This window comes from Streptomyces sp. NPDC002463 (genome assembly GCF_042889835.1).
In the GTDB taxonomy this organism is placed as follows: domain Bacteria; phylum Actinomycetota; class Actinomycetes; order Streptomycetales; family Streptomycetaceae; genus Streptomyces; species Streptomyces nymphaeiformis.
On the sequence record NZ_JBIARL010000005.1, the window covers coordinates 48,081 to 67,932 of the forward strand.

The window sequence follows — 19,852 nt, forward strand, 5'->3', positions numbered from 1 at the left end:
GCTCGTCGACCCGACAGGCTGAGCCCCCGGCACCCGTCCTCAGCCCTCCACGTCGTCCGGCCACACCCCGATGTGGTCCTGCTCCAGCTCCAGGGCCACCCGGTGCTCCATGCCGAGGGCCTGGGTGTACTCCGCCGGCAGCTGGAGGCGGCCCGCGCGGTCGAGCATCGCGTACTCCCTGGCCACCAGCGACTCCTGGCCCTGCTCGTCGACCTCCGTGCGGCGCAGCACCTCCGAGGAGGTGCGGCCGTCGCGGATGGCGACCGTGCGGCGGACCTCGGAGGCGACCGCCTGGTCGTGGGTGACGATCACGATCGTCGTGCCGAGCTCCTCGTTGGCGCGGCGGAAGGCCGCGAAGACCTGCTCGCCGGTGGCCGAGTCCAGCTCGCCCGTCGGCTCGTCGGCGAGGAGCACGGCCGGGTTGTTGGCGAGCGCGACCGCGATGGCGACCCGCTGCTGCTGGCCGCCGGAGAGCTGGTGCGGCCGCCGGTCGCGGATCTCCGCGATGCCCAGCATCGAGAGCAGCTCCTCGGCCCGCTCCGCCTTCTGCTTCGACCGCCCGCGCAACTGCATGGGCAGCGCCACGTTCTGAGCAGCTGTCAGGTAGGGGAGGAGGTTGCGGGCGGTCTGCTGCCAGACGAAGCCGACGACCTCGCGGCGGTAGCGCAGCCGCGCCCTGCCGTCCATCCCGAGCAGGTCGCAGCCCGCGACCCGGGCCGCGCCCGCGGTCGGCACGTCCAGGCCCGCGAGGATGTTCATCAGCGTCGACTTGCCGGAACCGGAGGCGCCGACCAGGGCCATCAACTCGCCCTCCTTCACCAGGAGATCGAGCCCCTGGAGCGCCTGCACCTCCACCCCGTCGGTGGTGAAGATGCGGACCAGGCGGTCGCAGGCGATGAGCGCGTCATGACCGTACGAGGGCCGGTCGCGGTGGGCGGTGGCGCGCCGCTCCAGCTCTTCCAGGGTCGTGTCGGAAAGGGCCGTGTCGGTCTTCGTCATCGTGCGTCTCCTGCCCTGAGTTCCTTGATCGAGCTCCTGCGTCCCGCCCACCACGCCTGCCCGAGCGCCGCGAGCCCCGTCAGGACGACGACGGCGAGCGCGGGCAGGACGAGCGACCAGGGGTCCGCCCGCAGCGGGGCGCTGTCCAGCGGGGCGAAGCCGGGTGCCGTGGCGAGCGCGAGGCGGATCAGGTCGATGCCCGGGGCGAGCAGCGGCACCGTCGCCCAGCCGACGAGGATGCCGCCGAGGGCCGCGAGGACGGCCTGCGGCAGCGCCTCCAGGCCGAGCAGCCGCCGCGCCTGCTTGCGGGTGAGGCCCATCGTCCGCAGCCGTGCGAGGAGAGTGTTCCGCTCCGGCGCGCTCTGCAGCAGCGAGAGCAGCACGGCGACCACGGCGAAGGCGGCGCCCGCGCCGATCGCGCCCAGGTAGATCCGCTCGGCGCCGGACTGGAGCGGGGAGTCCACGTACGTGGCCCGTGCCTCGCTGCGCATCGCGACGCCGAGGGAGCCCGCCTTCGCCTTCACGGCGGCGCGCAGCGCGGCCCCGTCCACCGGCCCGGTGACGAGGAGTTCGGTGTCCGCCCGGTAGGTGAGGTCGGCGCCGTTGACGAGGAGGAAGTCGGCGTCGTCCAGGGCCGGGGTGGTGGACCGGACGGCGACCACCTTCACCCGGAAGACGCCGGCGGCCGTGACGATCCCCATCGGTTCCCTGCCGAGCCGCTCGGCGACCGTCGGCGAGGCGATCGCGGGCAGCACCCGCTCGGTGTCCGCGGCGACGCCCTTGCCGCCCTTGCCCGTCGTGGCGAGCAGCTCGGCGGGGAAGGGTCCGAAACCGGTCCGGTTCGCGAGCCGGGTGTACGAGGCGGGCTCGACGCCCACGATCGGCGCGCTCATCGGCGGCGCGGCGGTGCCCTGGTAGGACGGCACCTCGACCCCGTACTCGATCTGCACGGGCGTCACGTCCCGTACCCCCTTCAGACCGCGCACCGTCTCGGTGAGCCCGGCGGGCAGCGGGGTCCACTGGACCGAGCTGCCGATCCGGGCGTCCGCGCCGGTCGCCAGGAGCGCCGCCCGGTCGCGGGCGTCGGCGACGCCCGCGAGGACGGAGCCGCCGAAGGCAGCCGTGGACAGCGCGAGGACGAGGGCGAGCAGCGGGAGGGTGCCCGAGGACGAGGCGCGTCCGGCCCTGGCCAGGGCCAGCGGTCCGACGGCCCCGCGCAGCCGGCGGGCCGGGCGGGCCAGCCACCGCAGCGGCAGCGGATAGATCCGTACGAGGACGATGGCGGCGATCAGGCCGACGAGCACCGGGGCGGCGCTCACCAGGTGGTCGCCGGAGTCGGCGGTGCCGCGCAGCCGCAGCGAGGCGACGGCGCCGACGGTGAGGACGAGCAGGGTGAGTTCGAGGACGGTGCGGCGCCGGGAGGGGCGGGCGGTGAGCAGGTCGTCGCGGCCGCCGTGCAGGCGCGGGCGCCGGTGCAGGACGACCGCCCGCACGGGCAGGACGAGCATCGCGATCAGGGCGACGAGCGCGGCGCCGAGGACGGACGGGCCGAGGGGGATGCCGGTGGACCCGTCGCCGGGCGGCCGGACGGTCAGGACCGCGAGCCCGAGGGCGAGCGCGGCGGCCGGTACGGCAACGGCCGAGGTCTCGCCGAGCAGCCGCAGGCCGATGCCGGTGAGGGAGGCGCCGCGGGAGCGGAGCAGCGAGAGCTCGCTGTCGCGCCGGGCGACGAAGAGGCCGCCGGTCATCGCGAGGACGACCGCGGCGACCGTGCCGATCCCGAAGACGGCGACGGCCACGACCGGGTTGATGGCCTCGCGCATCGAGCGGTTCGAGTCGACGATCACGTCGAGCTGGGTGGTGAGGGTGGCGTTGCCCTTGACGGCCTTGCGCATCTTGACCAGGTCGGGGCCGCCGGCCGCCGAGTCGAGCGCGGCCCGGAGCCGGTCGGTGTCCCGCCCGGTGAGGTGTCCGGCCTTCGGCATGAACCGGAAGAAGACCTCCACGTCGTTCGTGGCGGAGAGCGCGGCGGGCGCGGAGGTGGGGGAGAGGAGCAGTGCCCCCTGCCAGTAGTACTTCACCTCTCTGCCGACGATCGGGGCGAGCGCGGGGGTGCGCAGCAGCGGCTCGACCGACCAGTACGGGGACCGGGGGGCGCGGGGTTCGACGATCCCGGTGATCGTGACGGCGACGTTCTCCGGGCCGAGCCTGCTCGGCATGTGCACGATGGAGCCGGGCTTCAGGTGCAGGGACTCGGCGGTCTTCGCGGTGACGACGGCCTCGGGGGCGTCGGCGGTGCCCGCGGGCAGCCGGCCCTTCCGCAACGTCGCGTGATCGGTGAGGCCGGAGGGGGAGGAGAGCACGAACTTGGGGGGAAGCCCGTCGGGCTTCGGCAGCCACGGGTCGACGCCCGTGACCCGCTCGACCGTGCGGACGCCGTGGACGGCCTGCTCCGGGTCGGTGAGGATCGGCGCCGGGAACAGGTCCCGCACCTCGTCGCTCTGCCCCTGGAGGAGGCCGGGGGCGAGGCCGGGGCCGCCGCCCACGGGGACCGGGGAGGTCAGTTCGAGGACGGAGTTACGGGGAGCGGCGGTTTCCACGTCATGCCGGAGGCCCTCCGTCTCGTACCGGTCGACGGCACGCGGCAGCGCGGCGGCGAGGTACGCGGTGACCAGGACGAGCAGGGCGAGGGCGGCGGCGGCCCAGGGCGCGGTCCGCAGCCGGGTCCGCACCCAGGGCGCCACCGCGCGGGCGGGCTTGTCGGACCGTGACCGGGGCATGTCGGGGGCCTTCCTGCGTACGGCGGGCACGTCGGAGCTGTTGTCGGGGGCCTGGCCCGTGCCGGGCATGCCGGTGCGGTCGTTGTCCCCCTCGGGGGCCGTGGGCGCCATCAGTTCTCCCCCTGGTGGCGCAGGGTCACGACCGGGTCCGTGCGGCGCAGGGCGATCGCGGCGACGATGGCGAGCGGCAGCGTGGCGACGCCGGCGAGCAGCAGCGCCACCTGGCCGAGGGGCAGTTCGACGAGTACCGGCGGGACGGGCCGGGCCGCCTGGCCGGTGAGGACGACGAGCGGGACGACGGCCCGGGCCAGGACGGTGCCGAGCCCGATGCCGACGAGCAGTCCGATGCCGATGAGCAGCCCCTGTTCGGCGGCGATCAGCCGGGCCAGCTTGCGCTGCGGCGCGCCGAGCGCCCGCAGCACGCCGAACTCGGCGGACCGTTCCCGCATCGCGCCGGCCGAGCCGACGCCGAAGCCGACGGCGGCGAGCGCGGCGGCGGCCGCGGCGACCGCCATCAGGGCGGCGTTGGGGCCCGCGCCGAGCGGGTCGCCGAGGAGTTCGGCGGCGACCTCGTCGCGTACGAGGACCTGGCCGGGGTCCGCCTCGGACCGGGCGCGCAGGGTCTTCGCGACCTCGTCCAGGTGGCCGGGGGCGACGGTCAGCCACCACTCGCCGGGCGGCAGGGTCGAGAGTCCGTCGGAGGCGGACGCGAGGTACTGGTTGACCGCGGCCAGGTCGAGGAGGATCGCGCCGCCGTCCTCGGGGGCGGTGACGGCACCGGCGGCGGAGGCGGTGCGGGCGCCGGGCCCGGTGGTCGGCAGCTGCTCGACCACCCGGTCGACGGTGACGTCGATCTGCTCGCCGCCGAGGTCGACCTCGATCAGGTCGCCGCGCTTGGCTCCGGCCGCCGCCATGAAGGTCTCGGTGGCCACGGCCGACAGCCGTGTCGGGGCCTTCGGGGCGGGGGCGTTCATCTGCAGGGTGAAGTCCGAGGGCCCCCGGTAGGACTTGCCGACGGGCGAGCCGGTGACGGCGAACGAGACGGAGTACGGGGCCGGGCGGCCGCCGGGTCCCGCGCTGTCGGCACGTCCGATCGCGTGGCCGCTGGTCGTTCCGTCGTTGCCGCTGGCCAGCTCGAAGGCGGAGGCCCAGGGGGTGAGGACCTGCGCGGGGTCGTGCGTCTTCGTGGCGCCGTCGGCCCCGGTCGTGGTGAAGCGCTCGATGCGGAGGGTCTGGGTGTGGTCCGCGCCGTCGGCGACCGCGCCGGTGAACTCCAGACCGACGAGGGCGAGGAGGCCGCCGGAGCCCCGGGCCCCGTCGGAGCCGGGCACGGCGGTCATGGCGCCGAGGTCGAGGCTCAGCCGGTGCGTGCGGTTGTCGGAGGGCAGCGTTCCCACGACGTGCCGGTACGGGATGCCGGTCGGGTCCTGGAGGACGGCACCGACCTGCGTCTCGGGCGTGCCGGCGGGCGCGGTGGTCCGCAGGTCGACGGTGAGGGTGCGGGTCCCGGCGGGCAGCGGGAGACCGGTCCCGGTGCCGGACTTGGGGGTCAGCGGGGCGAGCAGCGACGGGGCGGGGACGCCCGAGAGGTCGGGGCGCAGCAGCAGTCCGCCGGCGTTGCGGGTGTCGACGGCGAGGACGGCGGCGTTCTTCCCGGACACGTCCATGGAGGCCCGGTGCACCGGCGCCACGGCCCGGACGCCCGGGATGGCGGCGAGCCGCTCGGTCTGCGTCGGCTCGCCGGGCCCGGCGCTCAGCACCCGGATGTCCGTACCGACGCGGAAGTCGGCCTGGTCGCGCTGCGAGCGCTCCCAGGAACCGCTCTGCCCGATGGCCAGCATGCCCATCGCCACGGCGAGGACGAGGAGGAGGACGGGGCCCGCGCCGCGCAGGGGACGGCGGCTGAACTGCCAGCCCGCGAGGGCGGCGGAGAGTCCGCGCCCGCCGGCCGCGCGCCGCTCGGCCAGCTTGGCGGCGGGCGGCAGCAGACGCAGCGTCAGGACGGTGCCGGCGAGCAGCGCGAGGGCGGGCGCGGCGACGAGCACCGGGTCGACGGAGCCGCCGCCGGCCTCGTCCGCGCCGAGGGTGCCGCCCGTGGAGGAGGGGCGCTGGAGCTGCCAGTACGCGACGGCGGCGATGGCCAGGAGGCCGAGGTCGGCGCCGGCGCGCACCGGGCCGGGCAGCGATGCCGAGCGGCCCTTGCGCAGCGAGACGACGGAGCCGTCTCCGGCGGCGAGCGCGGGGGCGACGACGGCCGCCGCGCAGCACAGGGCGACCACGGCGGCGACCAGCCACACCGTGAGCGAGGGCGAGGTGTCGAGGTGCACGCCGAGCGAGGAGAGCGCCGACCGGTCGGCGAAGAGCCGGGTCAGCGGGCCGGAGAGGAGCGGGGCGACGACCGCGGCGGGCAGCGCGAGCAGCAGTGCCTCGGCGGCGGCGAGCCCGGCGATCCGGCGCCGCGAACCGCCGCGGGCCCGCAGCAGGGCCGTCTCGCCGGAGCGCTCGGTGCTGAGCAGCCGGGCGACGAGCAGCAACGCGTACGCGGCGAGCAGCACCAGCTGCACGGCGACGATCAGGAGGGTGGAGCGGGAGACGAGCAGCGCCCGCCGGGTCTGGTCCAGGACGGTCGGCAGCGCGGTCGCCACGGAGATCGTCGTCCCGAACGCGTCGGTCGCGCCGGCCAGCGCCTTCGGGGCCTCGGTCGCCGCGGTCCGCAGGGCGTCCATCCGGTCCGTGGTGAAGCCGGTGAAGTCGGCGGAGCCGAGCCAGTAGGTGTCGCCGCGGCTCAGTGCCCCGGAGCCGAGGACGGCCGGGTCGACGAACAGCGGCCCGTACGTCGTGAACGCGATGGTCCGCACGCCCCGGCCGCCCGCCGGATCCAGCTGCCAGTACAGGTCGGCGGTGTCGACGGGCCGGTAGACGCCGGTGATCCGGGCCTTCACCTTCCGGTCGGTGAGCCGGTCGGTGAGGTCGAGCACGGTTCCGGGGGAGACCTTGAGGCGCCGGGCGGCCTCCTCGGGCAGCGCCGTCTCGACCACGCCCCCGGCCCGGGCGGGCGAGGGCCAGGCGCCCTTGACGAGCGAGAGCCGCGAGCGGTCGAGGGCGGCGAAGTGCGTCAGGTCGGGGTCGCCCTTGCGGGCGGCGGCCGGCTGGAGCGAGCGGGGCAGCGCGTACGGCCCGGAGCGTTCGAGCCGGCTGACGGTCACCGGAAGCCCGTCGAAGGTCTTCCGCACCCCTTCCTGGACGGCGGCCTCGGCACTGGCCCGCTTCGCGGCCGGCACCTGCCCGCTGACGAGCAGCGAGGCGGCGGCCGCGGACCGGCCGCGCAGCCCGGCCTGGAGCGCGGCGTCCCCGATCGCGCCGGAGAAGGCGGCGAGGGTGGCGAGCACCGAGGTCGTCAGGAGCACGGCGAGCAGCGCCGCCGCGAGCAGCAGCCGGTGTGCCCTGACGCGCAGAAATACGAACCCCGTCACCCGTCCCCCTGGACCCGCTGAAGTTTCCTCGGATGCTTTCAGAGGGCACACGTCGCTGGTAACCGCTTGCACGCGGACCTTGATGGGATCGTGACCGTTAATCGGCGTTCCGTGTCCGGAACGTTTCAGTCCGTGCAACCGGCCCGTGGCCTGCCGGTTCGCGCCGTTCTAGTGCGCGGTGTTCACCATCGAGGCCGCCGCGTACGTCAGGTACCGCCACAGCTCGCTCTCGTGCTCCGGCGCGAGGCCGAGGGAGTCGAGGGCGTCGCGCATGTGGCGCAGCCAGGCGTCGTGCGCGGCCTGGTCCACGGTGAACGGCGCGTGGCGCATGCGGAGGCGGGGATGGCCCCGGTGGTCGCTGTAGGTGCGGGGGCCGCCCCAGTACTGCATCAGGAAGAGGGCGAGGCGCTCCTCGGCCGGGCCGAGGTCCTCCTCGGGGTACATCGGGCGCAGCAGCGGGTCGGCCGCGACGCCCTCGTAGAAGCGGTGGACCAGGCGGCGGAACGTCTCCTCGCCGCCGACCTGCTCGTAGAAGGTCTGCTCCTGCACTGTTTCCCCGGGAATCTCGTTCACCGTTCCATCGTCTCAGATGCCCCGGCCGAGGACCGGAGGCTTAGGACCGCCCGTACGGCCGCTCGCCCGGGACCCCGGAGGGCGGGAGAGTGGAGGCATGGACGAGTTCGCCGAGGCCGGCGCGCGGGAGCGGCGCGCGCTCGTGCGGGAGATCGAAGCGGACGGCCTGCTCGCCGACCCCGCCTGGCGGGCGGCCTTCGCCGAGGTGCCGCGCCATCTCTTCGTCCCGTACTACTACGTCTCCGCGGCCGGCGGCTACGAGCGGCTCTGGTCCGGCGCCCCCGAGCCGGAGCGGCGGGACCGCTGGCTGCGCGGGGCGTACGCGGACACGGCGATCGCCACCCGGATACGGGACGGGGCACTGGTCTCCTCCGCCAGCCAGCCCTCCCTGATGGCCCTGATGCTCGACGCCCTGGACGTGCGCGACGGGCACGACGTCCTGGAGATCGGCGCGGGCAGCGGCTACCACGCGGCCCTGCTCTGCCACCGCCTCGGCGAGGAGCACGTCACCACCGTCGACCTGGACGAGGAGATCGCCGAGTCCGCCCGGACCCATCTCGCCGCCGCCGGGTACCGGCCCGCGGTGCTCGCCGCCGACGGTGCCCGCGGCTGCCCCGAGCACGCCCCGTACGACCGGATCGTCGCGACCTGCGCGGTGCCCTCCGTGCCGTACTCCTGGCTCGCCCAGTGCCGGCCCGGCGCGCTCGTGCTCGCCCCGCTCTCCACCGGGCTGATCCTGCTGCGGGTGCGCGACGCCGAGCACGCGGAGGGACGCTTCCTCGCGACCTCCGCGTACTTCGTGGCGCTCCGCGGCGTCGCCGCCCAGACCCCGGAGCGGGACAACCCGTACCCGGGCCCTTCCGGGCACGAGCGTTTCCTCTTCCTGTGGGGCCTGGTCGGCGGGGCCCTCGACCGACGCGAAGCGCTCTCGCTCTGGCTGCGCGAGCGGCGGCCGGGGCGGGAGCGCTTCGGGGTGACGGTCAGCGGCGGGCGGCAGTGGGCCTGGCTGGACGACCCGGGAGGGCCGTACGCCTGGCCCCTGGGCTGAGGCCGGCGCCCGGCTGTCGCCTAGCCGAGCCGGATCGTGATCGTGGTCCAGGCGCCGACGTGCACCCGGTCGCCGTCCTGGAGCTGGACGGGGACGTAGGGCTGGATCGGCTCCTCGCCGCCGTTGACCGTGGTGCCGTTGGTGGAGTTCTGGTCCACCACCGCCCACGAGCCGTCCGGCTGCTGCACCAGCACGGCGTGCTGGTGCGAGACGCCCGGGTCCTCCGGCGGCACCGACAGGTCGATGTCGGGGGACTCGCCGGTGGAGTGCCGACGGCGCCCGATGGAGACCTGGTTGCCCTGGAGCGGCACGTGCTTGTCCGGCGAGTACGCGGGCAGGTTCAGGCCCGTCGCCTCCGGGCCGCTGCGCTGCATCATCGCCATGAAGTACTCACGGTCGGGACCGATGACCGCGGTCCAGGTCAGCGGCTGCTGCGGCCTCGGCGGCTGGAACTGCTGAGGAGGCTGCTGCCCCTGGTGCGGCGGGGGCCCCTGGTGCGGCTGCTGCCCCTGGTACGGCGGAGGCTGCGGGGGCTGGTGCTGCTGCGGAGGCGGCGGTGCCTGGTGCGGCGGCGCCTGGTGCGGCGGTGCCTGCGGGGCATGGTGCTGCGGCGGGGCGGGCGGAGCCTGGGGCGGCTGGTGCTGCGACGGCGGCGACAGGACCCAGTCGTCGTCCGCGCGCGGCTGCGGCGGCGCGGGCGGAGCGGGGGCCTGGGCCGGGGCCTGGACGTACGCGGGCGGGGCCGGCTGCTGCTGCTGCGCCGCCGGGCGCTGCGGCGGGGCCTGGTGGTGCGTGGGCTCGGCGCCCAGCGGCTCGGCCGGCCGGTTCACCTGCGAGGGCCGCGAGCCCTGATAGCCGAACGGGTCCGGCTGCTGCGGGGGCTGCTGCTGCGGCGGCCCGGGCGGCGGGGACTGGAAGCCCGGCGGCAGGTTCAGGCCGGGCGGCGGCCCGGGCTGCTGCGGCGGGGCGTTGTGCGGGGCCAGCGGCGTGTACGAGGTGGCCGTGTTCGTGAGGAAGTTCCAGCGGCACTCCTCGCAGAACGGCGCCATGGGCTCGCGCGGCGTACGGCACTGCGGGCACAGCTCCGCCTGGGCGGTGGCGTTCGGGTCGCCACCGGGGCCGAAACCACCGGGAGCGGCGGGGGCGCCGGGAGCACCCGGGCCTCCGGGGCCGAAGCCGCCCGGAGCGCCCGGCGGCGGGCCCATCGGGGGCTGGCCGGGGCCGGGCTGGCCGGGACCGGGCTGGCCGGGACCGGCGGGGCCCGGGTATCCGTACGCGGGGGGCGGCGGCGGGGGAGGCGGCGGTACGGCACCCGTCGGCGCACCCGCCCCGGCCATGCGATGGCCGCAGACCTCGCACCAGTCGTCGGAGACCGACTGGTGTCCGTTCGGGCAGGTCGGCATGTCGGTGCTTCCCCCTCTCGTCGTCCGGCCCGGTGGCCGGGCTACCTCTTGACGCGAACGGTCTTGGTGGAGCGGGTCTCGAGTGTCATCTCGTCCGCTTCCGCGACCTTCGCCTTCAAACGCACAGTACCGGTCGCCGCATCGACGACGTCGACCACCTTCGAAAGCAGTTTCGCGGTATCCGCGTTGCCGGAGGCCGCCGCGAGCTGCACGGCACGGCCCAGTTTGGCCGTCGCGCCGTCGCGATCGCCCGATTTGCGGGCATCCAGACCCTGCTGGATGACGTCCGCCAGCTCGGCCTGGCCCGTGTAGTGCGCGACCTGCGGGTTGATCGACGTCGACATCGCGAGGTCGTCCGTCCACACCGCCCGTACCAGTCCTTGGGACAGCGGGCGGGGATCGCCGCCCGCCGGGTCCGGGGCGAGCAGGGAGACCCGGGCGGCCAGCATCTCCTGGCCGACCGCGGCCTGCGGGACCCGCACGCTCACGTGGTAGTCGCGGGACTCGTCGCCCCACGAGCCCGTCGGGTAGTCCCCGGCGCGCGGCCCGGCCTCGGTGCGCCGCCCGGTCAGGTCCTCGACGGCCGGCGCCACCTGCTTCACGAACATGATCTCGACGCCCACCGGGGTCCACAGGCGCAGCGAGACGTCCGCCACGCCCTTGCCCATCGCGTGCTCCATCATCGCCGTGAAGTCGGCGGCGAGCCCGGCCGGGTCGGCGACGATGTCGGCGGTGCCGAGGAGCGCCGAGGCGATCCCGGTGACCTCCTTGACCTCCCAGTCGGTGCCGACCCCGCGCGCGTCGCAGGTGAACCGGCCCGCGCAGGCGTCGAGCGCGGCCCGCAGCTCCTCCGGCGACTCGTGCTCGTTGCGGCCGTCGGTGAGCAGGATGCCGTGCCGGATGGTGAGCGCGGCGGTGGAGAGCAGCCGGTCCGCGAGGCGCAGCCAGGTGCCGATCGCCGTGCCGCCGCCCGCGGAGAGCCGGCGCAGCGCCTCCTTGGCCTCGGCGCGGGTCCGGGCGTCGGCGACGGCGAGGCCGCCGTTCCCCGGGTAGACCTCCTTCGCGACGTGCGTCCCGGCGACGACGGCGAAGTACGTGCCGTCGCGCAGGGTGTCGACGGCGGCGGCGGTCGCCTCCCGGGCGCCGCGCATCTTGGTCGCGGGGTAGTCCATCGAGCCGGAGCAGTCGACCATGATCACGACACCGGCCGGCCCGCCGCCCGCGAACCCGCCGGTGGTGCCGCCCCCGGTCGAGGTGACCGTGACGATCGCGCTGACGTCCCGGCCGCCCTCCGGCAGGAACTCGTTCTGGTAGACGTCCACCGAGAACTGGGGCACGGTCGACTTGGAGAAGTTCGCCATCTGTTTTCGGCTCCTACGCGACAGACGCAACAACGGTGAAGGGGACGGGGATCGGCGACCGTTCTCAGGCGGATCCTGCCCCAAGGGGCTGTCCGGTGAACGGGACGAGCGCGACCGTGATGTTGTCGTGGCCTCCGCCGTCCAGGGCGTGGCCGACCAGGACCTGGGCGCCGTGCAGCAGCCGGTCCGCCGCGTCCGCCGGGACGACCCGGGCCATGTCCTCCGCGGCCTCCGCGTAGTTCCACAGGCCGTCCGTGCAGACCACCACCACACCGGAACGGTCCGGCTTGAACGCGGCCGTGTGCGGGTCCAGTTCGTACGAGTCGGCGCCGAGCCAGCCGGTGATCGCGTGGGCGCGCTCGTCCGCGTACGCCTCGGCCTCGTTCATCAGGCCCGCCGCGACCATCTGCGCCGCCCACGAGTCGTCCTCGGTGAGCCGGGCCGGCGGGGCGCTGCGGTCGTCCGGCACCCAGTAGGCGCGGCTGTCGCCGACCCAGCCCACGACGAGCAGGCCCGAGGTGACGACGGAGCCGACGATGGTGCAGGCCGGAGCGTTGCGGTGGCGGTGCGGGTCGTGCTCCGCGCCGTCCTGACCGGGCTCCTCCGCAAGGGAGTTGACGGCCTCGGCGGCGGCCACGATCGCCTCGTGCATCGCCTGCTGCGGGTGCGTGCCCCGGGGCAGCGCGGCGAGCAGCGAGGCGCCGGCGGCCTCGGCGGCGGCGGCGGAGGCCTCGTCGGGGCGGGTCGCCGAGGAGACGCCGTCGCAGACGATCGCGAGGGTGGCGGGAGAGCCGTCGGGCAGGGTGGTCGACGCGACGGCGAACGCGTCCTCGTTGCGGTGGTGGCGCAGCCCGCGGTCGCTGACGGCGGCGACGCCGGAGAGCTCCCGCTCCGTGTGGTCGCGCTCGCGCGGCTGGGCGTGCCCGCAGTTCTCGCAGTACCCGTCGGTGTCCACCCGCCCGGCCCGGCAGGCCACGCAGAGCGCGGCGGCGGGAGCGGTGGCGGGGGCCGTGGGCGTCGCGGCGGCCGGTGCCGGTGCCGGGTCGGCCCGTACGGCCGTACGGGGATCGGGCGCGGCCAGCTCGAAGTCGCCGTCGGGCGTGGGGGATCCGACGGGCGCGGCGGTACCGGGTGCGGGGGTGCCGGGTGCGGGGGAGCCCGGCACCGGGCCGTCCGTGCGGACCTCCATCGTCGGCAGGTCGCGGCCGCCGGAGTCGGTGCCCGGAAGGTCGCCCGGGTGCTGGGTCATGGTCGAGAGCGAACCGGGATCGCGGGGCGGGGCGTCCGGCCAGGCCACGGGGGTCACGATCGCCACGGTCGGTCGGTCGGCACCGCCCTCGGCGGCGGGCACGGCCGACAGGTCGTAGCCGCACGCCCCGCAGAACCGGTCACCCGACTCCAGAGGCTCCGCGCAGCCCGGGCAGGCGGCGAGTCCGTGCGACGGCTTCGGCTTCTGGGACATCCTCACACCCACGTCCGGGGGCGGAAGCGGTTGGCCCGCTCCACCAGTTCGATCCTCTCCTCGCCCCGCTGGGCGAGCCGGGCCAGCACCCGGTACGAGCGTTCGAGGCCGAAGCGCAGTCCGCGCTCGTCCAGTTCACTGCCGAGCAGCAGCGCGCCGCCGCCCGGTGCCGCACCGGGACTCCCGGAGAGTACCCAGTCGAGGGCCGTCCCGAGCACCTCCGTCGACAACCGCTCCCGGCGCACCGCGTCGAGACCGAAGCCCTGGAGCGCGGAGACCTGCGCCGCGGCTGCCGTCAGATCGGCGCCGAGCTGCTCGTGCGCCGGACGCCGCCGCAGCCGCGCCCGCACGGCCGCGACCCGCGCCGCCGTGTAGTGGATCGACGCCTCCGGTACGGACTCCAGGGCCTGTACGGCTCCACCGCGGTCGCCCGCCGCGAGCCGCACCCGGGCGAGTCCGAAGGCCGCGCTGACGAAGCTGGGGTCCGTGGCCCACACCAGGCGGTAGTACTCGGCGGCGTTGTCCAGCTGGCCTAGGACCTCGGCGCAGATCCCGAGGGCCAGCTTCGGCGCCGGCTCGCCGGGGAAGGCGTCGTAGACCGCGTCGAAGGCGAGGGCCGCGTGCTCGTGGTCCCCGGTCACCAGGGAGGCGACGCCCCGGTACCAGACGATCCGCCAGTCGTCCGGGTCCCGCTCCTCCAGGCCGGCGAGGGTCCGCGCGGCGGCGGGCAGGTCGCCCAGCTCCAGCTGGGCCCGCAGGGTGCGCAGCCGCAGCTCGGCGGAGGGGGCGGGCGCGCCCTGGAGCGCCCCGAGCAGTTCTCCGGGGGCGGCGGCCGCGAGACCGGCGAGGAAACCGGCGTTGGGGTCGCTCGTGTCGACGCGCGGCACGGGCAGCGCGAGCGCGGTGGCGGGCGCGTCGAGCGGCGCGAGCAGCGAGCCGAGCCCGGGCCCGGCGAGCGAGGACACCCCGGCGGGCAGCGCCTGACCCGGAACCGCCCCCGGCGGCAGCGCCCCGGTGGCAGCCGCCTCCCGCCGCTTCCTGCCGCCCCGGCGGGCGCCGAGCAGCGACACGTCCTCCGTGAGCTCGGCGAACAGTGCCGTGTCCGTGACCCGGACCTCCGTGCCGAACAGCGTCGACAGCGCCGGCCGGGGCCGCCCCGACTGGAGCGCCACGACCTCGCGCAGCACGCCCGTCAGCTGCTCCGCCATCTCCTGCGCGGAGGCGAACCGGCGGGCCGGGTCCGGGTCGGTGGCGCGGACGAGGAAGCGGTAGTACGACTCGTACGTCCGGAAGACCTCGATGTGCTCCGGGTCGGGCAGCGAGTCCACGAAGACGTTCGTGTAGCCCTGGAAGTCGAAGGTCATCACGGCGAGCGTGCGGGCCACCGTGTACAGGTCGCTCGCCACCGACGGGCCGACCTCGGCCACCTCCGGCGCCTGGTAGCCGACCGTGCCGTAGATCGCGGACTCGTCGTCGTCCATCCTGCGGACCGCGCCCATGTCGATGAGCTTCAGCTGGTCCTCGGTCTGTATGGCGTTGTCGACCTTGAAGTCGCAGTACAGCAGATTCCTGCTGTGCAGGTGACCGAGCGCCTCCAGGGCCTCGATCCCGTACGCGCAGGCCTGTTCGACCGGCAGCGGGTCGCGGCGGCCGTCGGGCGTGCGCCGGTCGTTGGCGATCTCCTTGAGCGACTTGCCGCCGACGTACTCCATGACGATGTAGCCGTCCATGGAGCCGGTGCGCTGGTCGAGGTGCTCGACGAAGTTGTAGATGCGGACGATGTTGGAGTGCTCGATCTCGGCGAGGAAGCGGCGCTCGGAGATCGCCGCGGCCATGGCGTCCTGGTCGCCGGTGTCGAGCAGGCCCTTGAGGACCACCCACCGGTCGGAGACGGCCCGGTCGACGGCGAGGTAGATCCAGCCGAGCCCGCCGTGCGCGAGGCAGCCCGCGACCTCGTACTGGCCGTGGACGATGTCCCCGGCGCGCAGCTTCGGCACGAAGGAGTACGGGTGCCCGCACGTGGTGCAGAAGCCCTCCGTGCGGCCCGGCCGGTCGCCCCGCGAGCGGCCCACCGGGGCCCCGCAGTCCGAGCGGGAGCAGAAACGCTTCCGCTCGGGAACCTCGGCGTTCTCCATCACCGCGGCCCGCGGGTCCGGGCGCGGCACCTCGGGGATCGTCACCAGCCCTGCGCCCAGCCGGTTCCGGGCGGACTGCCCGCTCGACGAGCCCGAGCTGCGCACCGACACCGAGCGGCCCGTGGAGGCGCCGGAGAGCGAGCGCGAGAGCCGGCCGGAGACCGAACGGCGCGAGGTCGAGGAGCGCGACGAGGCCCGCGAGGAGGCGCGGGAGCTGCTCCGCGAGGAGCCGGAGTCCGACCCGCCGACGCCGCTCGTCCCCTTGCCGGGCACGGCCATCCCGGTCGGCGTCGAGCTCAGCATCCCCCCGGGCGCGACGACCGGGGCGAGCCCGCAGGTGTCGCAGTACAGCTCGCCGCCTCCCATGTCCTCGTACGAGCCCTCGCACGAAGGACGCTGACAGCTCACCACGCCCGTCTCCCCGCTCACCACTGTCCTCCCGTGTCTCCCGCGTCCCTCGTGTCCCGCGGCCCGGACAGCACGTCCGCGACCGCCTGCTGGTAGCGCAGCACCGCCTGCTCGGCGACCCGCAGATCGCAGGGCGCGCTCCACAGCATCCGGCGCGCCGCGTCGTACCGCTCGACGAGCAGCGGGTCCTCCGCCGCGCCGAGCCGCGCCGCCTTCGCCTTGTACGCGTCGAGCCGGCCGCGCAGCTCGGCCCGGACCGCGAGCGGCGCGGTCACCGCCGTCAACGACTCGCGGGCCCGGAGGAGTTCGTCCTCCGCCTCCCGCTCCAGGGACTCCAGGAGCGGGGAGAGCCGGTGCCACTGGGCGTGCCTGCGGTACTCGGCGGCGGCCGCGAGCCGCTCCTGGAGCACGATCGGCGGCCCGCTGACGGCCGGCACCTCGGAGGCGGCGATCTTCGCGAGGACCTCGCCGCGCGCCGACCGCGCCTCGGCGAGCGTCCGGTCCGCCCGCGAGAGCACGTCCCGCAGCCGCAGCAGCCGGTCCTCGGAGTCCTGCCGGACCGCGAGGACCGCCTCGATCTCCCGCCGGACGTCCTCCAGGGCCAGGGCGGCCCGGTCGTACCGCTCGGTGTCGGGGCGGCCGCCGCCGGGCGCCGAACTCCCCGCCGCAGGGCGCCAGAACGCCAGCGGGTCCGTCACGACCTGGGAACGCAGCGCGGTCAGCTCGGCCGTGATCGCCTCCAGCTCGTCCCCGGCCGGGTGCTCCCCGGGCCGCACGCCGACCGAGTGCGCAAGGGAACGCGTCCGGCCGAGCTCGGCCGCGAGCAGGTCTATCCGGGCGGGCAGTGCCGACCAGACGGCGTCGGCGGTGACGACCAGGTCGAGCGAGGAGGCGTACAGCTCGTTCATCCGCCGGACGAGACCCTCCAGGCTGAACCGCTCGGTGAGCAGCGCGCCCTCGGCGGCCCCGCCCGGGACGAGCACGGTGTCGCCGCGCAGCCGGTCGGTCAGCTCCACGAGCTCCTCCCGGCCGGGCCAACGGCGTCGCGCCCGCAGCTCACGGGCGTCCCGCAGGGCGCCGGTGTACACGTCGAAGCAGGTCCAGAGCAGGGTGATGGTCCGCTCGGCGGCCGCCCACCGGTCCCGGGTCGTGCCGGTCAGCTCGGCCCCTTCGAGCAGCCTGCGGCCCGCGTGGTCCTGGAGCGCGAGGAGCGAGTCCTCGACCGCCTTGTGCTCGGCGCCGAGGCGCGCCAGCGCACGGTCCACCTCGTCCCGGTCCATCACCGGCCCGGGGGGTCCCGTGACGCCCATCGGTCACCTCTTCCGCTTCGTGTACTGGGTTGCCCGTGGGGGCGGGTACGGGGCTGCTACTTGTACAGCGGGGCCGGCGGCCCGGTTATCCCGGGCAGGTCCTTCTCCAGCCACTCCTTGTACGCCTTCTGCCAGGGGCCCTGCCGGTAGCCCACCAGGACCTGGTTGACCCGGCGCACCAGGTCGTCGTTGCCCAGCTTGGCCGCCACCCCGTAGTACTCCTGGGTGAACGGCTTGCCCTTCAGCTCGACCGCCGGGTCCTGTGCGGCCTGGCCGGCCGCGAGGGCGTTGTCGGTGACGACGGCGTCGACCTCGCCCATCTGGAGCCGGACCAGGCAGTCCAGCTGGTTGGGCACGGTCAGCACGTCCGGGTCGCCCTTGGTGCCGTCGCCCTCGTCCTTGATGATCGCGCCGAAGGAGTTCTCCGCCAGCGCGTCGTAGGCCGTGGAACCCTCGGCGGTGCAGACCCGCTTGCCCCGCAGCGAGGAGTCGTAGCCGGTGATGCCCTTGTCGAGCTTGGGCGCCAGGACCTGCTGCCCGGCCTGGAAGTAGGCGGTGGAGAAGGCGACCTGCTCGATCCGCTTGCAGTTGATCGTCATGGTGCGCACGACGAGGTCGACCTTGCCGCTGTTCAGCGCGGTGATCCGCTGGTTGGTCGGGATCGTGCGGAAGATGATCGCCGCCGGGTCGCCGAGTATGTCCTTGGCGATGGCCCGGGCCAGGTCGATGTCGAAGCCCTCCAGGACGCCCTTCTCCGGGTTCCGGTAGCCCCAGCGGTAGCTGGACTGGTCGACGCCGACGATCAGCTTCCCGCGGTTCTTGATCGCCTGGATCGAGGGGCCGTCCGCCGAGGAGGGCGTGAGGGAGGCCTCGGGGTGCTCGCAGGTGTCGGCCTTGATCTGGACGCCCGTGCCCACGCCGGGGCCGGCCGTCCGGGGCACGGCCGCCGCGCCGTCCCCTCCGTGCGACGCGAGGGGCAGCAGGGTGACGAGGGACGCGGTGAGCGCGCAGGCCACGGCCATCGCGGCCACCCCGCCCCACCCCCGCAACCGCCGCGCGGCCCGCCGCACGCGCGTGCCCGCGCCGCCGTCCGGCACACGCCGCACCAGGGGGCCAGCGCCGTCCGGCGTGCGCCGGGCCAGGGGGCCCGTGCCGCTCGCCGCCGTCCGCACCAGCGGGTCCGTGCCGTTCGGCATCCCGCCCCCTCTCACCGGTACTCCGACAGTCTGCGGTTGATGCCGAGCACGGCTCCCGCCGCGCCCAGGATCCCGAGGGCCGCCGCGCCGAGCGGAAGCGCGGTCAGCGCGTCCCTGGCCTTCCCGGCGGAGCGGGTGAACTCGTTCTGCTCGTGCGCCAGGGCCCGCTCCAGGGCCGCGTCGACCTGGTCGAAGGACTGCCCGGTGGAGTCCTCGGCGCCCACGACCCGGAGCAGGGCGCCCTCGTAGTCGCCGGCCTCGTCCTTCGCGCGGGCGTCCTTGTGGCGCTCGCGCCAGTCCGCCGCGCGCGCCGCGGAGTCGTCGACGGGACCGCGCCCGGCGTCGTCGTCGGCGAGCTCGCGGGCCTGGCCGAGCGCCGTCGTCAGGGCGCTCATGCTCGCCGTGTAGTCCGCCTCGTACTTGTCGCTCTTGCCGTCCTCGGTGAGGACGGCGCCCCGGGCGACGAGGGTCAGGTTCTCGTTGGCGCGGGCGGTGAGCGAGCTGATCCGGGCCGTGTTGAGGACCTGGAGGGACTCCTGCCCGTGCGCCCGCGCGGTGTTCAGCTCGGTCCGCGTCACGGTGTGCGCGGCGGCGAGCCAGAGCAGGACGACCGCGGTGGCGGCGGTGGCGGCGAGCAGCCCCTGGTTGAAGACCCGGTTGGTCCTGGCGTAGTTGCGGCGCTGGGCCCAGACGAGGGCGCCGAGCGCGACCAGACCGAGCGCCAGCGACAGGTAGGGCCAGGCGCGGGCCGAGTCGTCGTCGCGGTGCAGCCGCGCCGCCTCCGCCGCGTACAGCCGTTCGGCGGCCGGAAGCAGCGCGCTGGTCATCTGCTGGTTGGCGTACCGCAGATAGGCGCCGCCGAGCGGCAGGCCCTGCCGGTTGGCGGCCCGGGCACGCTCTATGAGGCCCGTGTAGCGGGGGAGCTGTTCGTTGAGGGTGGCGATCTCGCGGGCCGACGCCGACGAACCGTCCGTGTTCGCCGCGGCCTTGACGAGGAGCCGGGAGGCGGTGGTGATGTCCCGGGTGTAGCGCGTGCGGGACTCGGCGGGCTCCAGGGTGCCCGCCAGGAAGCCGGCGGCGGCGGTGGTGTCGGCGTCGGCGAGGGAGCGGTAGATCGCGGCCGCGTCGGCGCTCAGCGGCTGGCTGCGGCTGACGACGTCGTCGGCGGCGGAGGACCTGTCGGTGACCTCCAGGGCGGTGACCGCGCCGAACGCGACGACGAGCAGCGCCAGTACAGCCCCGAGGATCTGCAGCCGGCCGGGCTCGGTCGTCGCGGCCTCCCGCAGCCGCTCGCGCCCCACGGCCCAGGCGCCGCGCCCGGCGGGCGGGGGCCCGGGGACGGCGCCCGTCGACTGCTGTGCCGGCACCCCGCCCGGGCGTACGGGCGCGGGCGCAGTTCCCGGCGCGGCCGAGGCGGACGGCGCGCTCGGCGGATGCGGATGTGTCACGTGACCTCCCCCTCGGTCTCGACGTCGATCGCTCGCCTGGCGAGCAGTATGGCCGCAGGGCCCCACCTGCACACCGGAAATGGCGCGATCTTGTTCTTATCCTGCCGCATGCCCACGGGACTTCCGCGGGCGAACCCCCTACGAAAGGAATACGTCGCCCGGCCGCGATCGGTTCCGTATCGGCCATCGCTCGAACAGGTGAACATGCGTGCGGGGCGCCCCGCCGCGAACGACGAGACGCCCCGTACCGACCGTC

Annotated in this window: 12 protein-coding genes; 1 reads left to right on the forward strand and 11 read right to left on the reverse strand. The window is 75.3% G+C overall.

Annotated elements, in window-relative coordinates; genetic code table 11:
* Positions 1–39 precede the first annotated feature (39 nt).
* The 4 genes from ACFYX3_RS12435 to ACFYX3_RS12450 all read right to left on the reverse strand — a co-directional run bounded on the left by ACFYX3_RS12435 (position 40) and on the right by ACFYX3_RS12450 (position 7,825).
* Positions 40–999, reverse strand: coding sequence for an ABC transporter ATP-binding protein (locus ACFYX3_RS12435; protein ID WP_376590341.1), 960 nt, complete (start codon positions 997–999; stop codon positions 40–42).
* Complete coding sequence (locus ACFYX3_RS12440; protein WP_389012369.1) at positions 996–3,779, reverse strand: FtsX-like permease family protein; 2,784 nt, start codon at positions 3,777–3,779, stop codon at positions 996–998. The genes ACFYX3_RS12435 and ACFYX3_RS12440 overlap by 4 nt, the downstream gene beginning before the upstream one ends.
* Before the next feature lie 110 nt (positions 3,780–3,889).
* A complete protein-coding gene (locus tag ACFYX3_RS12445) occupies positions 3,890–7,252 on the reverse strand; it encodes an FtsX-like permease family protein (RefSeq protein ID WP_389011719.1) in 3,363 nt (1,120 codons plus the stop codon).
* A 168-nt stretch (positions 7,253–7,420) separates the two neighbouring features.
* Entirely contained in the window at positions 7,421–7,825 is a 405-nt protein-coding gene (locus ACFYX3_RS12450; protein ID WP_352026174.1) for a globin, read from the reverse strand.
* Positions 7,826–7,922: 97 nt separating this feature from the next.
* Between ACFYX3_RS12450 and ACFYX3_RS12455 the strand changes: the two genes are divergently transcribed.
* Positions 7,923–8,873 carry a methyltransferase domain-containing protein gene (locus ACFYX3_RS12455; protein ID WP_389011722.1) on the forward strand — a complete coding sequence of 317 codons (951 nt, stop codon included), beginning with the start codon at positions 7,923–7,925 and terminating at the stop codon, positions 8,871–8,873.
* 20 nt (positions 8,874–8,893) lie between these two features.
* On the opposite strand, the gene ACFYX3_RS12460 is transcribed toward ACFYX3_RS12455, so the two are convergent.
* From ACFYX3_RS12460 to ACFYX3_RS12490, 7 genes are all read right to left on the reverse strand, one after another.
* Positions 8,894–10,276 carry an FHA domain-containing protein gene (locus tag ACFYX3_RS12460; protein ID WP_389011725.1) on the reverse strand — a complete coding sequence of 461 codons (1,383 nt, stop codon included), beginning with the start codon at positions 10,274–10,276 and terminating at the stop codon, positions 8,894–8,896.
* A gap of 41 nt (positions 10,277–10,317) precedes the next feature.
* Positions 10,318–11,637: a VWA domain-containing protein gene (locus ACFYX3_RS12465; protein ID WP_389011728.1), complete on the reverse strand. Its 1,320-nt coding sequence runs from the start codon at positions 11,635–11,637 to the stop codon at positions 10,318–10,320.
* A 64-nt stretch (positions 11,638–11,701) separates the two neighbouring features.
* Positions 11,702–13,099, reverse strand: coding sequence for a PP2C family serine/threonine-protein phosphatase (locus ACFYX3_RS12470; RefSeq protein ID WP_389011731.1), 1,398 nt, complete (start codon positions 13,097–13,099; stop codon positions 11,702–11,704).
* Between the two features lie 2 nt (positions 13,100–13,101).
* Positions 13,102–15,600: a tetratricopeptide repeat protein gene (locus tag ACFYX3_RS12475; protein WP_389012372.1), complete on the reverse strand. Its 2,499-nt coding sequence runs from the start codon at positions 15,598–15,600 to the stop codon at positions 13,102–13,104.
* A gap of 59 nt (positions 15,601–15,659) precedes the next feature.
* Positions 15,660–16,952 carry a hypothetical protein gene (locus tag ACFYX3_RS12480; RefSeq protein WP_382658426.1) on the reverse strand — a complete coding sequence of 431 codons (1,293 nt, stop codon included), beginning with the start codon at positions 16,950–16,952 and terminating at the stop codon, positions 15,660–15,662.
* Between the two features lie 56 nt (positions 16,953–17,008).
* Complete coding sequence (locus ACFYX3_RS12485) at positions 17,009–17,974, reverse strand: glutamate ABC transporter substrate-binding protein (protein WP_389012375.1); 966 nt, start codon at positions 17,972–17,974, stop codon at positions 17,009–17,011.
* Between the two features lie 185 nt (positions 17,975–18,159).
* Entirely contained in the window at positions 18,160–19,596 is a 1,437-nt protein-coding gene (locus ACFYX3_RS12490; RefSeq protein WP_389011735.1) for a hypothetical protein, read from the reverse strand.
* Positions 19,597–19,852 lie beyond the last annotated feature (256 nt).

Bases quoted from the DNA above. Each gene is read 5' to 3' on its own strand.
- ACFYX3_RS12435 (WP_376590341.1), bottom strand. From the start codon at position 999: ATGACGAAGACCGACACGGCCCTTTCCGACACGACCCTGGAAGAGCTG.
- ACFYX3_RS12440 (WP_389012369.1), bottom strand. From the start codon at position 3,779: ATGCCCCGGTCACGGTCCGACAAGCCCGCCCGCGCGGTGGCGCCCTGG.
- ACFYX3_RS12455 (WP_389011722.1), top strand. From the start codon at position 7,923: ATGGACGAGTTCGCCGAGGCCGGCGCGCGGGAGCGGCGCGCGCTCGTG.
- ACFYX3_RS12460 (WP_389011725.1), bottom strand. From the start codon at position 10,276: ATGCCGACCTGCCCGAACGGACACCAGTCGGTCTCCGACGACTGGTGC.
- ACFYX3_RS12465 (WP_389011728.1), bottom strand. From the start codon at position 11,637: ATGGCGAACTTCTCCAAGTCGACCGTGCCCCAGTTCTCGGTGGACGTC.
- ACFYX3_RS12470 (WP_389011731.1), bottom strand. From the start codon at position 13,099: ATGTCCCAGAAGCCGAAGCCGTCGCACGGACTCGCCGCCTGCCCGGGC.
- ACFYX3_RS12475 (WP_389012372.1), bottom strand. From the start codon at position 15,600: ATGGGAGGCGGCGAGCTGTACTGCGACACCTGCGGGCTCGCCCCGGTC.
- ACFYX3_RS12480 (WP_382658426.1), bottom strand. From the start codon at position 16,952: ATGGGCGTCACGGGACCCCCCGGGCCGGTGATGGACCGGGACGAGGTG.
- ACFYX3_RS12485 (WP_389012375.1), bottom strand. From the start codon at position 17,974: ATGGCCGTGGCCTGCGCGCTCACCGCGTCCCTCGTCACCCTGCTGCCC.